17 protein-coding genes and 1 pseudogene are annotated in these 14,510 nt (G+C 39.3%); 1 reads left to right on the top strand and 17 read right to left on the bottom strand.

Annotation, left to right across the window (positions count from 1 at the left end; all coding sequences use genetic code 11):
* Nucleotides 1-5: 5 nt before the first annotated feature.
* The 17 genes and pseudogenes from AC3RPL_RS06955 to AC3RPL_RS06875 all read right to left on the bottom strand — a co-directional run bounded on the left by AC3RPL_RS06955 (nucleotide 6) and on the right by AC3RPL_RS06875 (nucleotide 13,932).
* Complete coding sequence (locus tag AC3RPL_RS06955; RefSeq protein WP_490739434.1) at nucleotides 6-1,298, bottom strand: hypothetical protein; 1,293 nt, start codon at nucleotides 1,296-1,298, stop codon at nucleotides 6-8.
* Entirely contained in the window at nucleotides 1,283-1,783 is a 501-nt protein-coding gene (locus AC3RPL_RS06950; protein WP_490739433.1) for a hypothetical protein, read from the bottom strand. Before AC3RPL_RS06950 ends, AC3RPL_RS06955 begins: the two co-directional genes overlap by 16 nt.
* Nucleotides 1,784-1,802: 19 nt before the next feature.
* Nucleotides 1,803-2,636 carry a hypothetical protein gene (locus tag AC3RPL_RS06945; RefSeq protein WP_490739432.1) on the bottom strand — a complete coding sequence of 278 codons (834 nt, stop codon included), beginning with the start codon at nucleotides 2,634-2,636 and terminating at the stop codon, nucleotides 1,803-1,805.
* 18 nt (nucleotides 2,637-2,654) lie between these two features.
* Nucleotides 2,655-2,861: a hypothetical protein gene (locus tag AC3RPL_RS06940; RefSeq protein WP_490739431.1), complete on the bottom strand. Its 207-nt coding sequence runs from the start codon at nucleotides 2,859-2,861 to the stop codon at nucleotides 2,655-2,657.
* A complete protein-coding gene (locus tag AC3RPL_RS06935; RefSeq protein WP_490739430.1) occupies nucleotides 2,858-3,433 on the bottom strand; it encodes a hypothetical protein in 576 nt (191 codons plus the stop codon). The genes AC3RPL_RS06940 and AC3RPL_RS06935 overlap by 4 nt, the downstream gene beginning before the upstream one ends.
* Before the next feature lie 7 nt (nucleotides 3,434-3,440).
* Nucleotides 3,441-4,163 carry a hypothetical protein gene (locus AC3RPL_RS06930; protein ID WP_490739429.1) on the bottom strand — a complete coding sequence of 241 codons (723 nt, stop codon included), beginning with the start codon at nucleotides 4,161-4,163 and terminating at the stop codon, nucleotides 3,441-3,443.
* A complete protein-coding gene (locus AC3RPL_RS06925) occupies nucleotides 4,135-4,944 on the bottom strand; it encodes a hypothetical protein (protein WP_490739428.1) in 810 nt (269 codons plus the stop codon). Before AC3RPL_RS06925 ends, AC3RPL_RS06930 begins: the two co-directional genes overlap by 29 nt.
* 90 nt (nucleotides 4,945-5,034) lie before the next feature.
* The gene (locus tag AC3RPL_RS06920; protein WP_490739427.1) at nucleotides 5,035-5,598 is read right to left on the bottom strand and encodes a hypothetical protein; all 564 of its coding nucleotides are present in this window, start codon (nucleotides 5,596-5,598) and stop codon (nucleotides 5,035-5,037) included.
* Nucleotides 5,589-6,500 (bottom strand): annotated as a pseudogene (locus AC3RPL_RS06915) (cysteine synthase family protein). The gene AC3RPL_RS06920 and the pseudogene AC3RPL_RS06915 overlap by 10 nt, the downstream one beginning before the upstream one ends.
* Nucleotides 6,500-7,540 (bottom strand): hypothetical protein, encoded by a 1,041-nt coding sequence (locus AC3RPL_RS06910; protein WP_490739426.1) that lies wholly within the window; start codon nucleotides 7,538-7,540, stop codon nucleotides 6,500-6,502. The pseudogene AC3RPL_RS06915 and the gene AC3RPL_RS06910 overlap by 1 nt, the downstream one beginning before the upstream one ends.
* The gene (locus AC3RPL_RS06905) at nucleotides 7,537-8,376 is read right to left on the bottom strand and encodes a putative PEP-binding protein (protein ID WP_490739425.1); all 840 of its coding nucleotides are present in this window, start codon (nucleotides 8,374-8,376) and stop codon (nucleotides 7,537-7,539) included. The genes AC3RPL_RS06910 and AC3RPL_RS06905 overlap by 4 nt, the downstream gene beginning before the upstream one ends.
* Nucleotides 8,324-9,091, bottom strand: a complete 768-nt coding sequence (locus AC3RPL_RS06900) for a putative PEP-binding protein (RefSeq protein WP_490740648.1) — start codon at nucleotides 9,089-9,091, stop codon at nucleotides 8,324-8,326. The genes AC3RPL_RS06905 and AC3RPL_RS06900 overlap by 53 nt, the downstream gene beginning before the upstream one ends.
* A 93-nt stretch (nucleotides 9,092-9,184) precedes the next feature.
* A complete protein-coding gene (locus AC3RPL_RS06895) occupies nucleotides 9,185-9,910 on the bottom strand; it encodes a class I SAM-dependent methyltransferase (protein ID WP_490739424.1) in 726 nt (241 codons plus the stop codon).
* Nucleotides 9,911-9,949: 39 nt separating this feature from the next.
* Nucleotides 9,950-10,780 carry a hypothetical protein gene (locus tag AC3RPL_RS06890; protein ID WP_490739423.1) on the bottom strand — a complete coding sequence of 277 codons (831 nt, stop codon included), beginning with the start codon at nucleotides 10,778-10,780 and terminating at the stop codon, nucleotides 9,950-9,952.
* 12 nt (nucleotides 10,781-10,792) lie between these two features.
* A complete protein-coding gene (locus AC3RPL_RS06885; protein ID WP_490739422.1) occupies nucleotides 10,793-11,779 on the bottom strand; it encodes a nucleotidyltransferase family protein in 987 nt (328 codons plus the stop codon).
* Nucleotides 11,780-11,826: 47 nt separating this feature from the next.
* A complete protein-coding gene (locus AC3RPL_RS06880; protein WP_152542652.1) occupies nucleotides 11,827-11,925 on the bottom strand; it encodes a bacteriocin in 99 nt (32 codons plus the stop codon).
* A 1,077-nt stretch (nucleotides 11,926-13,002) separates the two neighbouring features.
* Nucleotides 13,003-13,932: a quinone oxidoreductase family protein gene (locus tag AC3RPL_RS06875; RefSeq protein ID WP_490739421.1), complete on the bottom strand. Its 930-nt coding sequence runs from the start codon at nucleotides 13,930-13,932 to the stop codon at nucleotides 13,003-13,005.
* A 70-nt stretch (nucleotides 13,933-14,002) separates the two neighbouring features.
* On the opposite strand from AC3RPL_RS06875, the gene AC3RPL_RS06870 reads away from it, so the two are divergent.
* A complete protein-coding gene (locus tag AC3RPL_RS06870) occupies nucleotides 14,003-14,485 on the top strand; it encodes a MarR family winged helix-turn-helix transcriptional regulator (protein ID WP_490739420.1) in 483 nt (160 codons plus the stop codon).
* The last annotated feature ends 25 nt before the right edge of the window (nucleotides 14,486-14,510 follow it).

The raw sequence follows: 14,510 nt of genomic DNA, 5'->3' as shown, positions 1-14,510 counted from the left end.
GAATTTCAGTAAATTCTGGACAGGGTACGTGCAACAGAAATAGACCACCCTTCCAGCTGACTCAGATACCGAATTGCATAAGAGAGTGAATGTGAAAGTTTAAACAGCAGTGATACCGTTGCTACAATTAAAGGGAATGAAGAGGTAACAGTAAACTGTGACAATGAAAAAATTACGGCTGAAATCAATAGTGCACAATAAATCATGAAAATACGATTATTGATCGTATTAGCAAGTTGCGAAGATAATGATGAAAAATAAACCTGCACAGCATACGGATAGTTTTTTATTTCGCCAGAAAGTAATGTACCTGAACGTGTGACGAAATAGACTTCCATTTGCTTGGTAAAAACCGCCAGTTTTCTGTAAACATACTGACCAATTGAAAACAGCACAATGACTACGGCCAGAATATACAGACTTGCTCCCATTTTTACATAGGAATAGATAAATATTAACGATGTTGCAAGAGCGAAGAAAAATTCGGTCAACGAAAAAGATATGCCATCATCAAGAACTTTAGTATCGTAAGACAGGACTTCAATATCTTTATCATTTACTCTTCTTTGGCTTAGTTTGTGAAGTAAAGCAAAGATAGTAAATTTAGCATTGATATAGAACAGCCTTTTCAGTAAGAGATCGGCCAGCATCAGGCAAAAAAGTGAAACAATAATAACTGAAAGCAGGGTTATCAGATTTACTCCACTGACAACAAAAACATCAAATTTAAATTTGAGAAAACTGTATGCTGTTAAAAAGACAAAAGAGAGCAACAACAATATAACTGTTTTCGACGAACTTTTACCATGTACGAAATATCTGACATATCGCTTCAGCCAGTGCTGCTTAAAATTGTGACTGGTTTTAATGAAGCATCTGAGCATATCTTTATTCAGAAAACTAAACTGGTTATAAACTTCCTGACTTTCCATAAGCGAGAATTTTTTTATTCTTTCAAGACCATTGGTAATCTGGGAACTGTAAAAAACCAGATAAGATGTACTGTCTGCAATATCAATAAGCACCGTACTGATAATAACCAGGCTGGCTGTCTGGGACAGTGACAATGAAAAAAAATGAAGATAAGCAGCTGTCAGGGCAACAATCAGCGCCATCAAAGGTGCAAGATTGTATATGACTCTGGAAACGGTCATGTATTTTTGTAGCTTCCATACAATTTTGTTTTCGTAAGCACGAATAACAGAAGCACTACTCCAGTGAGATTTTTTTGATGCCTGGATAAATCTGTCGATGACCGCTTTTCTTTTTTTATCAAGATGCTTTATTTTTTTTGCCATACTTTCAGTGCCAGCATAATCAGGCCTATGACCAGCGCGTAAACAGCGAAAAGAGCAATGCTGATTTTCACCAGGCGATAGCAGGTAATTAACAGTATTGATAAAGTCACATAGTAGTTGAGGAAGATATTATGAAGTTCACCTACCGATTTAATATCACGTTCAAGAGTAGCTCGTAGTAAATTTTCTTTTTTAATTCTGCTAAAATAGAGAGCCTGACTTAAAGAGCTGGCAACATTAGCCAGAATAAACGAAATATTGTACAGAAAATAATAAAGCAATATGTAAACAGATAAGCTGATAAACAGTTCGGTACTGTGCCATATTTTAGGATCTATAATTTTGTAATAGAAAAAAGAGCTGGCAGTAATTGTAGTAAGATAAAGGAAAGCAAAGAAAGCTATGTAGAACTTAGCGTACCTGCCTGTCATTTTTATCAAAACATTTTTTAAAAAATCATTAAAATGCATCAAATAAAAAAACATGACCAACTTACCTCCAGATTTATAAGTATATTTGTTTGCATAAATCTTCGACAGTGGCCAGTAGCCTGAACAAAAATTCCTTGCCTTCGCAACCTAAAGAAATACGAATATAATTCAGCCCATTTTTTTGGTTCAGACCATCATCGGCATAGGAACGCATGCAGGTCTTTGACCAACCAAAACCGGCTCTGACAAGGTCAGGATAGCCACTTTTTACTGTTAAATCAACCAGAAGGGGAAGATCCAGTAAAGCACTAATCTGAGTTTGAGGCACTAAATATATGACAGGAGCGACACAATGATCGAGTGAAGGTACGGTCACATTGAAGAAGTGTGATTTAACAGTCGAAAAATTAATATCATTGAGAAAACGTTTGCGGTAAGTAAAATCACCACCGTCGAGATGCTGTTGTAATTTACTGACCAGCATACTACAAAGTGCAGAACCGGTAGTTTTAATTGTTTTATCTAAATACTCAGCGTTTTTGTTAAAAAAAATTGCACCAAAAACAAAATCTTCACAATAATGTTTTACTCCGCTTTCAATAACTATCAGGTTATCTGCTGCAATTTCATGTAAAGATAAACCAGGGCCTAAGAGGCTGTTATCTATAATTACAGTTTTATATTTTTCACACAGTTTTCTGATGTCATCTCGCCCGGAAATCACTGAACCAGAAACAGGATCGTTAATATACGGTTCGAAATACAGCAGACAATTCTCAGTATCAGACACGTTAAAAAATCGATCGCAGCGTACTATCTCAACATCTTGAGGAATAAAATCATCAAAAAGAGTTTCCGTTTCAAAATAAGTTTTTGGGGACGTTATTATTTTTTTACATTGTTGCAATTCGGCTACCAGTACAGACTAGATGGCAGCCATACCACAGTTAACCAGCCTGCAATCATTATAGCCGAGCATGTTGGAAAACGTTATCTCAGCCTGCCTTCTTGTACCGCTGATAAAAGGATCCCACAGCACTGTCGAACTTTTTCCTTCTTTCTGTAACTGCACATCAACATGTAGCTCAGACATGCTGTTATAATAACTACTGATAGCCGAAGTGTCTTTCATGATTTACCTTTGCAATGATAAGTTGCTTTGATATCGTCAACCGGGATAAATTTATTCGCCAGATAAAATCTGTTATTTTCTTTATGTTCGGAGAAGGCGTAAATTGAAGACCCTTGCGAAAGCAGGCTACTTATCTGCCTGACAACAGCTGAACCGATGCCATTTCGCTTACTACGAACAGCCAGTGCAGAGAGAAGAACATCATCAATGTGAAACAGAGGAAAGGTAATGACGCAGCAAAATATCCCCTTATCCAGATCGTGAACAAAAAACTTGCCCTGACCTGCCGTTGACAAAAAATCACAACAGAATGGTGTGATATCATTTAAAACAAGAAAATCGTTGATTGCATGACACTGTGTTTTGTTAAAGCATTCACTGACGCTGAAGCCGGCATCAGTCCTGACAGAATCAGGTTGGCATACTTTTTTATAGACCGACAAATCCTGACCTGTAAGCGATTTGAGGTTGTTCTTTTTACCTTCACGATGGGTAATTTCAATATTAGGATGATAATTGTCTGTAACCCAGATTAAATCTGATATCAGACATCGGCCATTAGAAATCAGCATACGACAATTACCTTTCAACGTTGACAAGTTCAAGCGCGCAAATGTGTATATGCAATTCAGTAAGTGGCACACTCATATTTTTAATATTTCTTAATTTTTGAAATACCTGTTCGGGCTGATGTTCATTTAAAAGCTGCTGGTATAGCTGCTCAATTTCCTTAAACCAGGAACCGGCCTTACTGTTATTTGCAATAAGATCGGTGCCGATACCGTAACCAATGACAGAAATCATTTTTTCCAGCGCATCGGTAGCTGAAAACTGTTTTTCTCTCGACAGAGTGTACAACGGCAATAAGGCAAGCAGACTACCGAAAACAATCTCTCGTGGTGTTAATTCATCAAGTACAACATCAAGTACTTCAGAAATAAATCGTTTGTCTTCATCAACAGAATCAAAAGTGTGCACTACTGAAAAGGATTTTCGTGTTTGGGCAGAGAGTCCCCTGATGGTATTTTCTCTGAATCCCTGACTTAATCCTTTAAGCAGCTTCAGATCTGTATTTTCAGGTATATCAACGATCAATACCAGAGAGGGTGAGAGAGAATACATGCTTACCGGACCGTGTCTGACCTTCATCTCAGGATAGATAATATTGATATTGTCATCTGTCACAGATAAAGGAAAAAAAGAGTTCAGGGTGATATTACTCTTTTCCAGAAATAGCATGACCTGATGTGTCAGGTCTTCAACACAAAACTGATCAGGTGTTAATATAATGACTCTTAACACTAAAATCACCATCATAATATTGCTCGAAATTCAACACTTTCGACGTTACAAGGTCAAGAGCATTGACAGCTTCGCTCCGACTGACTTTTTCACAAACATCGTGCATCAACTGCAATATAACTTCATTGGTTTCCTGATTAGACGTCACCCGGCCTTTTTCCAACATAGCACTGACAGGAAATAGCAATATGTTGTTTTGCCATGCAATATCCTGCATCTGATCGATTGATTGACTGATTACTTCTTTTGTTTGATCAGAAAGTATATTCTGATCCGCCATATATGAAAAAAGATGCTCCTTTTTACTGGTTATATTTTTATAGCTACTGATGATAAATTCAATATTTTCATCTGTAAACTTCTCCAGAAAATGCAGTTCGATGGCATATTCAATGATACTGTGAAATATATTAAATGATTTCCTTTCCGAGAAAAAACGGTAGTCTCCTTTGTTATAATCAAGGTAACCAAGTTCAGCGAGGCGCACAAAGGCTTTATCTGTTGCTTTTATTGCACAGTCCATTTTGCTATATGCCCAGCCTGTCTTATATTTGTTCGCAGTAGAGTCACCATAATGCACAAACCAGTCTGATAAAGCGTGAATCTTTATCATTTCCATTTCAGGTTCAAGCATTGTCTGCCGCCATAAATTTTCATAACACCACTCGTGACAGTGCATATAATTAGGGAACATCATATAGTCACTCTGAGAAGAGTATTTTTCGCTGTCAAATAAAGGTATTATATTTTTGGCTACATAATAATGCCCTAAGATTTCCATTGAATGTTCCTCTTTATAAATTCGATGTTATTTTTCAACTCATTTTCAATTGATTGCTCATCCAGGCGCTGATAGATAACGGATAGTTCATCATAAAAAATCCGTTACTTTCTGGTCTTTCGTTTTGAAAAACTTGTTGGCAGCGGCGCGTGCCAGTATTTCATGATAGCTGTCAGATAAATGTACCCGGTTAACGTAGTCGTGCGCTTTTTCTCTGGATTGATCATCGCATCGCGCCAGATTCACTTTGTCATGAGTAAGCTGTGATTTAACATCGTTGAGTTGCCTACATAAGTTTTTTTTCTCCAGATAAATATCAACGACATATTCAACCAGGGAGTGACAGATACCTCTTTTACTGTCCTCTGTCGTGTAACCAAGATTATGCATTTTCTTCCAGGTATCGGTGGCAATCCCCATTTTCTGATAAACCCAGCCTGCCTTAAGCTCCTGATAGCGATTACCAAAATGAATATGATAATCACCTAAAAGATGCAGATACATATAAGGTTCGCTTTCTATAACTTCATAATTTTTCCCGGTGATTGCCGAATAGTCGTGACTTCTGAATATATCAGCCTGCATCAGTTGGAAAATATCGATGTCTCTTTCAAATGCCTGTTGCACCACATAGACATGCCCGGCTATATACATGTCTCCTCCTTATAAATTTTCTCAATATAATTTCCACCATGATCTGGTAGCATTAACACTATTTTTCCCGCTTTACTTTTAATGGTAGTGTCACAGCAGTATTCCGTCAGTGCCATAAGCTGGACACCAGATGAACCGCCGCAGCATATTCCTTCATTTTTATAAAAATCGCGACATGCCAGATAAGCATCATGGTCATTTATCGCGTAGGCTTTCTTGACAATATTATTATCGAAGAATGGCGTGATATATGAACTACCAATACCTTCTATGGCAAAATGTTCTGTCGAAAGCAATGTGCAATTAATGGTTTTGTGGTAAATGCTGCCTTGAGGATCCCCTACGATAAAGTCTGTTTTTCCAGGCAATTTTGAAAAGTAATTACTCAGACCTTTCAGGGTGCCGCCGGTTCCTATGCCACAAAAGATCACGTCCGGCTGCTGCCCAAAGTATCTGTGAATATCTGGTGCTGTATAGCACTCATGGGCACGAATATTACTTAAATTATTGAACTGATCGATATATATCCCATCAAGTTCATTAGCAAGGTCTGCGCACTTTTTAAGATAAAAATCCGGATGTTCTTTTGAAACTGTCGGGCAGACAAATACTTTCTCACAGACACCTTTTAATTTTTCAATTTTTTAAGGTGAAACTTTATCAGGAACCACTGCGATAAATTTATAACCGGCTTGTTTACAATACCAGGCAAGTCCTGTGCCCGTATTCCCTGCCGTTCCTTCAATGATCCAGCGATCTTTTTGGATGCCTTTTTTTTTCAGATCTTCGACCATCATCAGCGCGGGTTTATCTTTTATCGAACCGGTGAGATTACAAAATCCTAAATAGCCATAGATTTCGCGCCTGAATTTTTCCGATAAATAATTGAGTCTGGTAATCATCACTCACCTATCAATATATTCAGCTGTTTATCATCAAGAGCAGAGATATACTCCTCATCAAATATATCCAGCTTAATCAATGCATTTTTGCATTTTTGTGAAATCTGTTTTCTGACACTCTTGCCATAAACCCCTTTCGCTTTCAGTAAGGCAACCCCCTCATTGACATGCATATTTTCATCGGTATAAATCCATTGAAAATCTTCGCTGATTGCAGAGTTACTGTTTTTAACTTCTTTTATTCTACTGATAATACCTACTTCGCCAAAAAGATGAATTTGTGCCTGGGCCAGCAGAGGTTCGAGATTTGATCTGACAGCAATACCCACAACGTTGTAAGGTAAACTTTTTTCATCAATTCCATATTCTGCCAGTTTCATCAAACCGTAATAGTGATGACGTGCTTCGTCCCAGGCAAATCTTGACGTTGTCACGATACTCTCGACATCGTTCTCGGTTAAATGCGCTTCAAGGGCGATTAAGAAAGTTTCAACGGCATCAATTTCATCCCGCTGTAACCAGAGGTCTTTTACTTCTTCCTCGGTCAAGGTGGTATTCATATTTTCACTTAAATTGACTTTTTCATATCCCTTCGATTCAAGATAAACAGGCTTATTCTTCCCTCTGCTGATACCATTCAACTGTGGATGATAAACCAGGTCATCGCTGTTTGAGATGGGATAGGTATAATCCTTTAATGTCAGTGAAAGCATTTTTAAAACTTTCAGACCTGGCGCATCAAGAATGGGATCGCTGTTTGAATAATATGATGCTATTTTATCTTCGGTTTCGCGTTTCAAAGAGAGAAAACTTTTTCTGCTGGCGGCTTTGATCTTTCTGCTGCTGCCCCTGAGTTCAATTATTCTTTCATTAATCGATGCATAACATCTGGCAAGCTCATATAAATGTTCGCAGGCCTTTAGTATCTCTTCAGCATCAACAAACTGTTTATATAAAATGTCGTATCTGATACTTTCCAGCATCCCGCTGACCAGCAGCCCCAGTTCTGTCATTTTCTTCTTAGCCAGCTCAATATTCATAGCACCCTTCTTATTTTTTCAAGTTGTTTATCGTATAAACCCCATACCTTATCCATGGTGCTATCAGTACAGGTCAACGCTTGTTGATCGATGATTAAGTTTTCAAAACCTCTTTCCACTATTAACCGGGCATCTTTTTCTGCATAATATCCTGCCCAGTAGATATATTTTTTTTCAATTTCACTTTTTTCTATCATCTCAATGATGAAGTTAATCAATTCTGACATATCTTGCCGATAATAACTTACCTGTCGCGAAGCACCAAAATAGAGGGAGTAGAGATCGTTTAATCCAATTACATAGCCCTTAATTTCCTTTCTTATCTTTTTCTGGACAAGATCGATTAACAGTGCTGGCGTTTCTACCATGATGTAATAGCTGGGAGTCAGTTCAAATATATCACATTCTCTCAATTGTGTTACATATGGCCAGACAATTTCTACGGAGAGGGAAAAACTTGTGATTATTTCCTGATACAGTTCTCTGAAGTCCGAAAAATAGTCATGATAAAGATGTTGAATTCTGATACCACGATGCCCGATAATTGAATTATCTTCTTTATTGAATCTTGCATCGTAGATAGCAAGTTCATTTAACTGGATATCTGGCGCGCGTAGCAGAATGCGTTTATAGCCATTTTTCACCACTTGCTGAATATCTGCATACAACTTTTCTTTAAATTTTAAAGAGTCAATCCATGATTTGCTTTGTCTGATATAGTATTCAGTTCTGAAAAAAGCATCTTCAAAATGTTTATGCGTTTCACTTTCAATCGACCGCATATCACTTATTGATATTATTTTTTTCGTATATGGTATATATTCTGAAATTTTCATTTTCCACCAATTTACGTTTGAAATAATCATGCTTCAATTGTAAGGCCAGCTCTTTTATCTTTGTGACTCTCTCTCTGGCCAGATTATCATCCCACCCGTTCCACAGGTGCATAGCCAGTGAAAAAGTGTCGTCAGCATTCTGAATCGTTTCAGAACTGATATTGCCCGCCAGGGTAACTTTCAGTTTTTTATCCACCAACTTAAGTAAGTTTTGATATAAAACATCACCAACGTTGATGCTATTTTTCTCACGCGTCATACCATAATAAAGCGACGTTAAGTCATTCAGGCCAACAACAACTTCATCGAACTGAAGCATTTCTTCTGAAAGTATTTCATCAAGAATACCGGGCGTCTCTATCATTGGAATAATTTGTATCTTATTACTGCTGATGTTCAAACCGTCTCTTATATTATATAACTCTTGTAGTGAGCTGATAAAAGGCACGATAAGTTTCAACAGGGGCAACGACAATGAATCAGATATCTTTTTGAGCAATTCAAACTCAAGTTTATAGTGATGAGCAAGGAAACTTTTATTACGATGTCCACGATTTCCCGTTATGGTGTTTTTTTCAAAACAGCAATCGGAAAATCCAGCTATCAGCATCTCTCCAGAATCAAGATCGGAAAACCTGTATTTGACATCCGGGTGAATAGCATAGAGTTCCAAAAGATATGTTTCAACTCTTCGGTATTTATCCGGACAATCCAGTAGCAGGTTATCATCTCTCAGCAGATATTCTCCGCGAATAAATGAGATTTTTTTCCCTCAAACGCTTCGACCGGTTCGCCATTGCATATTGCCTCATGACAATTTGCTGCTCTTTTTGCCATTGCACTCTCTCTCCAGCACATATAAATAGTGAGGAACCGGAATTCCGGGTACAAATCCAATTTTTTCTACACGGGTAAGCTTAAATGACTGTAAAGTGCTTAATAATATCCGCCACTCAATATCACTAAGATGTTTACCAGGACAATCAGCAGAAAACTGATTCAGCATTCTGTTAAAAAATTCATCGATTTTTTCGTGGATTTCCTGGGTATGCCTTTTGTCGATAACGTTTTCTACTATTATAATTTTGTCGCTATTGGTCATTGCCAGTTCAAGCAAATTCCAGTATTTTTCTTCGTGATGCAATACGGTAATTAGCAGGCTGACATCATAGTGGCCGAGGCTACAATTTTCATCGTAGTTTTTATATTCAAAGTTTTTAACACCATAAAGCGAACTTTCCCTTTCAACAGCTTCAATGTTATATCCTGCATTTTCCAACGCTTTAGTCAGAGTTCCTGTCCCACACATTATGTCTATTATTTTATCATCTGGCCTAAGGTGGTTTTTAATACTTCTGGCCAGCGTACCTGAACGGCAGTTATCAAGTACTTCGTTATAAAACCTCCTTATTATTGACTTATAAAGGTCGGAATCTTCATTATCAATTTCATTAGTGATTGTTTTCAAACATTGTTTAGAGAAATGATGTAAGTTTTCAGTAATAATATCTATCACAACGTCATTGCTTTGCATTTTGACCTCCAGCTCAATCGCTATTATTTTTATGCTTTATTAAATGAAACTATTCCGCGAATTTTTATAATTTTCAATCAGAGCATCTGTCATTTCATTCAAATGCATAAGATGCAGTTTGCTGATATTGCCGCATACATGAACTTCATAATAGGCTTTAATCATTTTTTCATTATTGCTGCCGTTCACCATTTTGCTTCTCCATTTCCATCGGTCAAAGAGTGTCTCCTCAGCAAAAAGGACATAGTCAACTGCGGCATCAATACGGTGAGTTAATGCTATGTATGCGTTAAGATATTCCTTCTTATTTAAATTCCTTCTGAAAGTCTTGCCAAAATCATGACTGTCAATAAATCGTCTTGCTGACATCCACTTTGCCAGTTTAGGGCGGGATATCGCTTTTATTTTTTTTGAAATTAATGATTTTCCGCTGAGGTGGTGACCGATACTCAGACGATTCAACAAGTCTATTGCTTCCGCAATTTCAAAACTGCGCAAGCCATCAAAACTTTCAATGATTCCCTGTTCTGAGTCGACATCAACCTCAGCAAATTCATCAATTAACCTTTTTATTTTAGATGCAGGATGAATTTCAACATCAAACTCAACGCCTTTAACATCAATGTAGTTAATGGTGAATCTTTGCCGCTGTTGCTGAAATTTCCTTTCGTTATCAGCAGTAGATGTGATCTGCTCGTAATGTTCATCTGCGATAATCTTATATACATCCACGTCGGAATTTTCATCACCATAGCCCGCCAGCAAGCTACCTGTCAGGATGACATCCTCCTGTTCTGATTTGATTAACACCTCTCTCAGATCAGATTCATTAATACCTTTAGCTGCAAACCACGCGTTTAATTTTTCCATATCCAGTCCTGTTCATAATATTATCGATGTTTCTCGGTTTTTGAACATGTAAAAAAGAACGCTATTTTTCATAGGTTTTTTTTCACTTCCGCTATAATAATAGGCATATTTTCTGTTCAGACTTTCATAAGACTCATTGCCTGCTAATGTCTGAAGTGAAAACCAGACTATCTCTTTCACTCTGTTATCTTCAATTTCTGTATTTTTTTTGTTGTGTAGAATAACGGAGTCAAACATGCCTGACAGGTACGGAGCACGATTAAGCAGGGATGATTTAAGAAATGTTTCCCGATAGAGGTGCAAAGTGGTATCAAGAAATTTCGCCTCTGCATTTAATTCATTGGTCGATGAATCGATTAATTCAGTGGTGGAATAACTTTCACTATCTTTAAACCACGTAATGCTGTAGGCAATATCAACTGAAACGGGATAGCCATCATCAACCAGCAGGTAATGCGGCAGATGATCCGGACTCATATTGTATTTAATCAGTTCTTCACGACGATAGTCTTTGATTTCCCCTCTGAAGTGGTCAAACTCTCCCATTTTATAACCAAGTGAATCAAGTATTTCTACTATTTTATTTTTGTCATTCTTATCAATAAGTATATCTGTATCGCCTGAAATCCGATGATGAGATTCTTTGTAGCAAAATGACAGGGTTTCTCCTTTTCGTACCGCAAAATTTATTTTCTCTTCCTTCATCCTTCTGAAGAGGATCCGATTGTGACTTTCTCTTTTAGCCCGCAGGTTTTTCTCATAACAGCACATCAAATCAAGCATACGGAAATTTTTCTTTCCCAGCGCTGGAAGTAATTCATATTTCTCAATTGCATAGCGATACAGCGCAATGAGTTTGTTGCGGTTAATGATTTCCAGACTGGCTGATTTCAACCACTGAAGGTCAGCGTCAAGTGTAGATTCATCTTCTGTATAGAGACGGAACAATGCCCTGACGACATCCAGATGTTGCTGATGAGAAAAATCGTTTTCTGTCATACGGGTTCCTAATTATTTTAATGCTCCCCGCGAGGGGGAGCTATAAATCAGGCTTTCAAACCACCAGAGATCGCCATCATTTCTTCTTCAGTCAGAACGTCACCTTCAATAACTTCGTTCAATTCAAGTTCTTCATTCATATTCATGTTTAAGCCTCTTTAAGACGTAGGATTACTGAATGGTTTACGCTTTTTATTTCCAAGCTACCGCCCTTAGATTTAAGTAATCTAATTTTGTCGATGTCTGGAAATAGTTCGCTCAATAAATATCTTTATGATTTCGAATACATTCAATTCATTTCAGCTGCGGCGTTTGTAATCAAATGTAATTTTGCAAAATCGACAATTACAACCTGTTGTTTTACATAAACAAAAAAACAACCGTGTTCTCATTTACATTTTTAACATTACTTAAACATAATGAAATCTTATATTAATCAGCAATGGAATCAGTTCCATACATAACCATCCTGTATATGTCCATCTCCTCAATTCTTAAAAAATTGAATTTAAAAAAAGTTAAAAAAATCAAATTTGAATATAAAAATTCAAATCAAAAAGTCTTTTTTTATCACAATTAACCAATACGAGGCTGTTATTTCCTCCTGCCGTAATTTCTCAATTATTTTTTCTCCGGAGAGTAAAAAAATAATATTCCTGCTTTTCATTTTTTTCTTACTCCGTATAAGAATGAGAACTTCCTCCAGGAAACTGACAGGTGGCTGTCAGTAATGCCGAGTATTTTCTTAAATAAATTTCAGAAATCAGCAGAATAATCTGTACCCAGTTTTAATGCCTGGCGATGTTTTGACAATCGTCGCCCGGATTTGCCCTCTCCTTTTATCCAGGGTTGGAACCGTCTGCCGGGATTTAAGCAGCTGATGAGATCGTCCAGCCCGAAACCTGGAGACTGGAGACTGGAGACTGGAGACTGATGAGTGATGAGTGATGAGTGATGAGTGATGACTGATGACTGAACTCAAAGAAGCCTGGACTAAAACATTCAGCAAGCCTTGTACGCCAGATAGCACAAAGCCCGCTGATTCGATTTTACCGCTAACGCATGCCATTTATTTTTGCCACCCAGGTTCCGTTCAGCCAGCAGTCAACAAAACCTGGGAAATTAAATGCCATAGCGGGAATTCCGCTATCACGCTGCATTACATTGCCGATCAATTTTCAGGGTTTACAACGCGCCATCTTTGCCTTGCCACCTGCGGTGAACTAAAGCGTAAATACGATGCGGCCTTTTTCCTCGTGCCAGGCTTGATGCACTTCGCTCAGCGGCCGCGAGAGGAATGGCACGGTAAAATCGCGCTCCCCGGCGGCCTGGAAAAACTCAGCCACCGCCGCCGCCAGTTCTTTACCTGCAATACTGCCTAACCCACTTCCCATCAACGTCAGCCCGGAGGATCGCAGCAATTTGCTGTGCAACGAAATCTGCTGGCCGCTAAGAGAGCCAATCTGCACAAAACGCACCACCTTTGCGCCTCCGTCAACCGCAGCGGTCATAATATCCAGCGCGCTTTCACCCCACAGATAATCGAGCACCACATCCACCCCCTCCTGCATCAGTTCGTGTAGTCTGGTCGGCAGCTGCTCATGCGTCAGGGTAATATCTGCTCCCGCAGTGCGTAACTGTTGCAGCGCAGTGGCATTACGGCCGGTGACAATGATTTTTCCTGCACCAAGGTGGCGTGCAATGCGCACCGCCAGCCCTCCTGATATGCCCGTCGCGCCGTTAATTAATACCGTTTCACCGGTACGAAGTGCTGCCCGGCGGGTTAATGCTGCCCATGACGACATGCCCGGATTGCCCATCGCTGCCGCTGCAACAAGATCAAGATTTGCCGGTAATGGCACGATACTGCCGGGTGTTGCCAGCGCGGTTTCCGCCATACTGCCCCAGACGGGATCTAAAGCAATAAAATAGACCGGCTCGCCGTTACTCAGATACCCCGTACCATCCACACCCGGAATAAAAGGATAGCTGCCGGTTGAGCTGTAATGCGTACCGGCAGCACGCGATCTTACCAGCTGACTCAGGGCGGCAGCTTTAACGGCAATCGCTACCGTCCCCTCATTCACTTCAGGTTGCGGAAAATCGCCAAAAACCGGCGTCTTACCTTTTTCGGATATAACAGCTGCTTTCATCTCTGTTCCTTTTTGTTTGCAAGATATATGTGTATAATGCACACAATATTCCCTACTCCGGATCCCGTCAATGAAAAATGTGCAAAATACACATAAATCTGATAACTTCGATGCGCTGCACGATACATTGCTGACCGTGGTTGCTGCTTTTAACCGCCCGCAACGCGACGAATTAATGATAAAAGATGCCGGTATTCATCTTGACCGCGCCCTGTTTCCGCTGCTGGTTTTGATAAGCCGCTTCGGGCCGACAGGCGTGGGAGATCTGGCCGACAGGGTGGGTCGTGATTACACCACGGTAAGCCGTCAGGTGGCGAAGCTGGAGGAAACGGGCCTGGCGCGCCGTCAGAAGAATGCCGTGGACAGACGTATCAATGAAGCGATCATCACCCCAGAGGGAAAGGCAATGACCGATAAAATCGACGCCACCCGGGCGCAGATCTATCAGGCCATTTTTCAGCAGTGGCCGGAAGAGGAGCGTCATCAACTGGAGAAATTACTGAAAAAATTCACCGCAGACTTTACCGCGCTGGAGCAAAACTGCCATCAGTAGCATCCTCTGTCGCCAGGCTGGCTGT

It is taken from the genome of Erwinia papayae (assembly GCF_058241465.1).
The sequence above is the reverse complement of the archived record's forward strand: the minus strand, read 5'-3'. Positions and strand labels throughout refer to the sequence as shown.

Excerpts from the sequence above, each read along its gene's own strand:
- AC3RPL_RS06955 (WP_490739434.1), bottom strand. The coding sequence starts at position 1,298 with ATGGCAAAAAAAATAAAGCATCTTGATAAAAAAAGAAAAGCGGTCATC.
- AC3RPL_RS06950 (WP_490739433.1), bottom strand. The coding sequence starts at position 1,783 with ATGTTTTTTTATTTGATGCATTTTAATGATTTTTTAAAAAATGTTTTG.
- AC3RPL_RS06940 (WP_490739431.1), bottom strand. The coding sequence starts at position 2,861 with ATGAAAGACACTTCGGCTATCAGTAGTTATTATAACAGCATGTCTGAG.
- AC3RPL_RS06935 (WP_490739430.1), bottom strand. The coding sequence starts at position 3,433 with ATGCTGATTTCTAATGGCCGATGTCTGATATCAGATTTAATCTGGGTT.
- AC3RPL_RS06925 (WP_490739428.1), bottom strand. The coding sequence starts at position 4,944 with ATGGAAATCTTAGGGCATTATTATGTAGCCAAAAATATAATACCTTTA.
- AC3RPL_RS06920 (WP_490739427.1), bottom strand. The coding sequence starts at position 5,598 with ATGTATATAGCCGGGCATGTCTATGTGGTGCAACAGGCATTTGAAAGA.
- AC3RPL_RS06910 (WP_490739426.1), bottom strand. The coding sequence starts at position 7,540 with ATGAATATTGAGCTGGCTAAGAAGAAAATGACAGAACTGGGGCTGCTG.
- AC3RPL_RS06905 (WP_490739425.1), bottom strand. The coding sequence starts at position 8,376 with ATGAAAATTTCAGAATATATACCATATACGAAAAAAATAATATCAATA.
- AC3RPL_RS06895 (WP_490739424.1), bottom strand. The coding sequence starts at position 9,910 with ATGCAAAGCAATGACGTTGTGATAGATATTATTACTGAAAACTTACAT.
- AC3RPL_RS06890 (WP_490739423.1), bottom strand. The coding sequence starts at position 10,780 with ATGGAAAAATTAAACGCGTGGTTTGCAGCTAAAGGTATTAATGAATCT.
- AC3RPL_RS06885 (WP_490739422.1), bottom strand. The coding sequence starts at position 11,779 with ATGACAGAAAACGATTTTTCTCATCAGCAACATCTGGATGTCGTCAGG.
- AC3RPL_RS06880 (WP_152542652.1), bottom strand. The coding sequence starts at position 11,925 with ATGAATATGAATGAAGAACTTGAATTGAACGAAGTTATTGAAGGTGAC.
- AC3RPL_RS06875 (WP_490739421.1), bottom strand. The coding sequence starts at position 13,932 with ATGAAAGCAGCTGTTATATCCGAAAAAGGTAAGACGCCGGTTTTTGGC.
- AC3RPL_RS06870 (WP_490739420.1), top strand. The coding sequence starts at position 14,003 with ATGAAAAATGTGCAAAATACACATAAATCTGATAACTTCGATGCGCTG.